Source organism: Variovorax sp. KBW07 (assembly GCF_003852515.1).
GTDB lineage: Bacteria > Pseudomonadota > Gammaproteobacteria > Burkholderiales > Burkholderiaceae_C > Variovorax.
In genome coordinates this window covers 1-5442 of the sequence record NZ_QAJK01000209.1, presented here as the reverse complement: position 1 = coordinate 5442, position 5442 = coordinate 1, and the positions used below count along the sequence as shown (strand labels likewise).

General features: G+C 68.0%; 3 protein-coding genes. All 3 read right to left on the bottom strand.

All coding sequences use genetic code 11. The features are described from left to right. Nucleotides 1–163: 163 nt before the first annotated feature. The 3 genes from DBV14_RS31635 to DBV14_RS31625 are packed head-to-tail and all read right to left on the bottom strand — an operon-like array spanning nt 164 to nt 5339. Nucleotides 164–2371, bottom strand: coding sequence for a TonB-dependent siderophore receptor (locus tag DBV14_RS31635; RefSeq protein ID WP_124465723.1), 2208 nt, complete (start codon nt 2369–2371; stop codon nt 164–166). Between the two features lie 33 nt (nt 2372–2404). Next, nucleotides 2405–3928, bottom strand: coding sequence for a DUF3526 domain-containing protein (locus DBV14_RS31630; RefSeq protein WP_260397300.1), 1524 nt, complete (start codon nt 3926–3928; stop codon nt 2405–2407). Nucleotides 3929–3938: 10 nt separating this feature from the next. Beyond that, entirely contained in the window at nt 3939–5339 is a 1401-nt protein-coding gene (locus DBV14_RS31625; protein WP_124465720.1) for a DUF3526 domain-containing protein, read from the bottom strand. Between the last annotated feature and the right edge of the window lie 103 nt (nt 5340–5442).

Below are 5442 nucleotides of genomic sequence, written 5' to 3'. Positions count from 1 at the left end.
TGGTGTACCGCTGATCAACGACCACTCTGATGACGCTCACGCGGATGGTGTGCTCTGCGCAGCGAAATAAAGGAGGAGCGAAGCGGGGGACATTCGCGGAGCAGAGCACACCGTCGGCGTGGGCGTCGCCCTGAATGACCAGAGTGAACAATCGCCCTAAACGTCAGAAGTCGAACTTGGCCGACAACTCGAAGGTCCGCCGAGGCGCAAGGAGTACCTGGCTGGTAGCGCGCCCTGCCCACGTGGCGTAGAGCTTGTCGGTCAGGTTGCGTACGCGGAAAGTCAGTAGCGCATTTTTCAGGCGGTAGCTCACGGCCGCGTCCATCGTCGTGTAGCCGTTGATGCGGATCTGGTTGGCGTTGTCCGTGAACATGTGGCCCGTGCGGTTCAGGGACGCAAAGTACTCGAACTTCGAGCCGTCGGGCCGGTAGGTCGCGAAGATGTTGGCCACACGCTCGGGCACGTTCGGTGGCGTCTTGCCCACGCGCGAGACGTTGCCCGCTTCGATCAGGTTGTCGAAGCGCGCATCCAGTGCCGCGAGGTTGCCCGCCAGCGTCCACTCGCGCGTTGGCCGCCAGACCGTCGACAACTCGATGCCGCGCGACGACTGGCGTCCGTTGTTCACCGTGTTGGCTGCGTTGTTCGGATCGCGCGAGAGCACGTTGTCCAGCTCGATCTTGTAGGCCGCCGCCGTCCACTCCAGGTTTGCTTCGGGAAGGCTTTGCTTGAAGCCCACCTCGGCCTGCTTGCCGCGCGACATCGGGAATGCCGCGTTCGACGCCGACAGCAGGAACAGCGAGTTCACCGGCAGCGTGGCGTTGGTGTATTGCGCATACACGCTCGACTGCGGCGTGATGTCGTACACCGCGCCGAGCCGGCCCGAGGTCGAGCGGTAGCTGGTGCCGAAGCGCGTGTACGTTCCCAGGTTCAGGTCGGTGATGCTGCGCTCCACCTCGGAGCGGTCATGGCGCAGGCCTCCGACCAGCGTGAGGTTGCGGACCGGCTTGAGCGCGTCTTCCACGAAGACCGACGTCACCTTCACGTTCGACGTCGTGTTGGTGCGGTTGCCGCCGCCCACGCTCAGTGCCGGGTTGTCGTCGAAGAAGCCCACGTAGGGGTTGAACACCGACACGCGCAGCGCGTTCGCCGTGCTGGCACTGCCGTTCGAAAAGCGGCGCTGGCTGCCGAAGCGGGTTTCGCTGTATTCGCCGCCGACCACGAAGCGGTTGTCCATGCCGGCCAGCGTGCCCTTGTGGGTGGCGTCGAAGCGGTTGATCCAGAAATCCTGGTCGTGCGTGATCATCGTCTGGTCGCGCCCGATGTTCGCCGGCCGCTCGAAGGCCGCGAACTCCGAGTTGCGGAACATGCGGTTCGACTTGTTGGCCGAGAACTCGTTGCGCCACGACCAGCCGCCATCGAGCTTGCCCGTCAGGCGCGCGCGCAGCCAGTAGGTTTCCGACGAGTTGTCGTCGTCGAGCACGTTGTAGTTGATGTGCGTCATGCGCCGGTCGATCACGCGGCCGTCGGGCGTGCTCACCACGCCGGTGGGCTGCGTGGCAAAGCTGCGCGGCACCAGCGGCGTGCCCCAGTAGGCCTGGTTGTTGTCGCGCAGGTAGTCGAAGGCCAGGTCGAGCTTGACCGAGCCGCCGAAGTCGACCATCAGCCCGCTGGTGAAGTGATCGATGCGCTCGCCGTTGCGGTCGATGGTGCCGACCTTGCTGTCGTTGCGGCTGTAGTCCAGCCGGTAGGCGCTGGCATCGCCGAGGGCGCCGCCGAAGCCGAAAGCCGCGCGCGTGGAGCCGTAGCTGCCGTAGGAGAGCAAGGCCTCCTTGTGCGGGTTGTCGCGGTCGGGCCGCTTGGTCACGAAGTTGACGACACCGCCGATCGCGCCCTCGCCGTCGAGCACCGACGCCGGGCCCTTCAGCACTTCGATGCGATCGTAGTTCCAGGTGTCCTGCACCCGGTTGACCACGCCCGCGCCGGAGGTGCGCACGCCGTCGTACAGGTACATGATGCTGGTGAAGCCGCGCGTGGACAGCGTGGTCGGCGACGACGGCGGGCCACCGCCCGACAGGCCGGCCATGCCGCGCAGCGCCTCGCTGAAGGTGCGCGCGCCGCGCTGCTGGATGGTGTCTTGCGAGAGTATTTCGACCGAGGCCGGCGTCTCGCGCACCGAGAGCCCGAGCCGCGACGCGGTGCCGCTCGACTCTTCGAGGCGCAGGCTGCTGGCGTCGCGGCTGCCTTCGATGGTGACGGTGCCCAGCTCGGCGTTGTTGCTGTTGGCCTGGTGTTGTTGCTGCTGCTGCGCGAACGAAGGCTGGAAGACGGTGGCGGCGGCCAGCGCCATGGCCGTGCGGATGAACGGAGTCATTGGATTGCTTCGGTTGAGAAAAAAACGGGGCGCTCAGGCGACGGAAAAGCGGCGCAGCCGCCACGCGGCCACGCCGAACAGCAGCAGGCTCGGCAGCAGCAGTTGCAGCACGGCCAGTGCAGCCTGGCTGCGCACGAGGCCGGCAGGCTCTTCCTGCCACGCGAAGGCGGGAATGCGGTCGAAATCGGCCGGCGTGAGCGCGTCGCGCGCGTCGATGCGCGGAAAGAAGAAGGCCTTCCACGCCTCGTGGTGCGCCACGGTCTGCGCATCGAAGCGCGCATGGCGCCGCGCGCCGGTGCCGGCCAGCGCGGTCATGCCTTCGTAGGCCACGGCCGCCGGCGACACCGCGCCGAAGCGGCCCAGCAGCACCTGTTGGCGGGCCTGCTGCGCATCGAAGCGGTCGAGCTCGGGCCGGATGGCTTCGTCGACTTCGCGCTCGATGGCATACATGGCCAGCGCGCGGCCGGCAATTTCGATCTTGCCGTCGCGCGGCAGGAGAATCGCGCCACGGCCCACGTGCTGGTAGTCGGCGCTCAGCAGGTCGGCGTGCCGCTTCATGGCCTCGGCCGTGACCACGCGCTGGCGCGTGGCCAGCTCGGTGCGCGAAGGCGCGGGGCTGGCCTGCGTGACGGCAAGGTTCAACAGCACCGGCGCCACCAGCACCAGCAGCACCCATGCAATGACCAGCACCATCGCGTTGGTCGCCGACGAGGCGCCGAAGGCGTTCACCGCCACCACCAGCGCAAACCAGAACAACGCATACGCGCCCACCAGCAGCGCCCACCAGAGCGTGGCACCGCCGACGTCGCCCGACGCCGCGACCCAGCCGGCCTGCCGCGCGACCAGCAACACCGCCACCGGCAGCAGCACCGCCGGGCCCAGCAGCACCGCGGCGCGCACCGACAGCTTGCCCGCGAGCAGCGTGCGCAGGCGCAGCGGTTGCGACAGCAGCAGGCGCAAGGTGCCGTTCTCGCGCTCGGCCGACAGCAGGTTGTAGCTGAGCGCGAAGATCAGCAGCGGCAGCAGGTAGACGATGACGAAGGCCAGGTCGAAGTGCCCGCTCATCAGGTGCCACGGGCTCTCGATGTCGCTCGGATTCATGAACACCACGCGGCTCCGGTTCGTGACCTCGTACTGGCTCGGGAACAGGTCGCTCTGCCCCAGCGCCACGGGCCCGAGCGGTGCGGTCGGCAGCAATGCATGCTGCCCGCCGTAGCTGCTGGCCATGCGCGACGGGTCGGCCGGGTTCTGGAAGGGCGTGGGCTGCGCGGTGCCCGCAAGAATGGCTTCGAGCTGCACGCGCTGCTCGGCACGGGTGTCGCGGTCGGCCTTGGCAACGGCCGCCTGCGCGCGGTCGCGGTGCGCGGTCTGCAGCAGGCCGTTGCCCAGGGCGTAGGCCACCAGCAGCAGGAACAGGGCGCCGACGATCCAGAGGCCGCGCTCGGCCAGCATCAGCCGGCACTCTTGCCGCATCACCGCAAGCAGGCGGCGGCCCTGCGAGGGCTGGGGTGGGACGTTCATGGAGGACGCTGCCGGGGTGGTGGTGGTCGTGGTCATGCCGGCCCTCTCACAGCGCACGCTGGCGCACGGTGGCAAAAGCCGCGAAGGCGGCAGCCAGCAGCAGCGCCACGCACAGCACGGCGAGGCTGCGCACCTGGTGCAGCAGCGCCCATCCCGCATGCGGCGGCTGGTAGTCGAACGGCGGCACGGTGGCCCACAGCTCGCTCGGCGCCTGGTAGGCAAAGTGCCGGTCGCCCAGCGGATCGGCATGCGCCACGAGGTCTTTGCTCATCAGGTCCTGGATCTCGCGGCGATGGTTCTCGGCCTCGGTCGTGAAGCTGCGGTGGTGCGCGAAGTCGGTGCCGGCCATGCCCATCGAGAAGCTGCGTATCGCAAGAATGGGCAGCAGCAGGCCGCTCCATTCCTGCACCGCCTGCTGCCGCTCCCAGGTGTCCCAGAGGCGGCCGTAGTGGCGGTCGTACACGGCATACGACGACTGGTCGTCGAGCCGCAGCGCCAGGCCCCATTTCGACAACGGCACGTCGCGCCCCCAGCGCTCGGTGGTGCCGAAGTTCTTCTGCCAGACCGCATCGGACACGGCCTTGCGCTCGGCATTCAGTGCCTGGTCGAACTCCAGCCGCGTGGGGCTGGGAAACCAGGCACGCGACAGCTCCGACAACACACGCGGCGCCATCACGGCCTGGCCGATCCACAAGGCCAGCAGCACGGTGATGGCCATGCGCGAGGTGGACGACGCGGCCGAGACGCCGAGCACCAGGAATATGAAGATGCCGAGGTACACGGCATAGCCGAAAGCCCACGCGCCCAGCCGCAGCAATGCATCGAGGCGCTCGCCCGGCCCCGCGCCGAATGCGACGGCGAGGGTCGCGACGATGGCAGCCGGCACCAGCAGCACGGCCAGGGAGGCCACCAGCGCGAGTGCCTTGCCGCCCAGCAGCCGCAGCGGCGGCACGCCGAGGCTCAGGGTCTGCCGCAAGATGCCTTGCTCGCGCTCGCCGGCGAAGGCATTGAAGCCGAGCACGATGACGAGCAGGGGTCCGAGCACCTGCAAGATCCAGCCGACGGAGAGGTTGCCGAAGCGCTGCAGGCCGGTCGCGTCTTGCGCGGCGTTGAACTTGACTTCGCTCTGGCGGTGCGCCTGCAACCAGACGGTGCTGCCGATGTACGGATTGATGCCGGGGTCCATCATGGCAAGCGCGGCCTCGGGCTTGAAGGCATGCATTCCCTGGTGGGCGGCGTCGTGCGGATGGCGTTTGTCCTGCTTGAGCCAGTCGCGATAGTCCATGGCCTGCGCGGCATTCTGTTCGGCACGCGCATCGCGCTGGTGAGCCCAGCCGACTGCGAGTGCGGTGAGCAGCAGAACGAGCACGAGGCCACCGGCCCAGTAGAGGCGCCCGTCGCGCAGGCGTTCCAAAAATTCGCGTCTTGCGATCCAGTTCAGGGACATGTCAGGGGTCCGTTTTTGCGTTGTGCTTTTGTTCGAGGCGTGCGTTTGGGAGCGGGTGCGGGTGCGGGTGCATTCGGGGTGCGTGCGAATGACACCGGGTACT

Excerpts from the sequence above, each read along its gene's own strand:
- DBV14_RS31635 (WP_124465723.1), bottom strand. The coding sequence starts at position 2,371 with ATGACTCCGTTCATCCGCACGGCCATGGCGCTGGCCGCCGCCACCGTC.
- DBV14_RS31630 (WP_260397300.1), bottom strand. The coding sequence starts at position 3,928 with ATGACCACGACCACCACCACCCCGGCAGCGTCCTCCATGAACGTCCCA.
- DBV14_RS31625 (WP_124465720.1), bottom strand. The coding sequence starts at position 5,339 with ATGTCCCTGAACTGGATCGCAAGACGCGAATTTTTGGAACGCCTGCGC.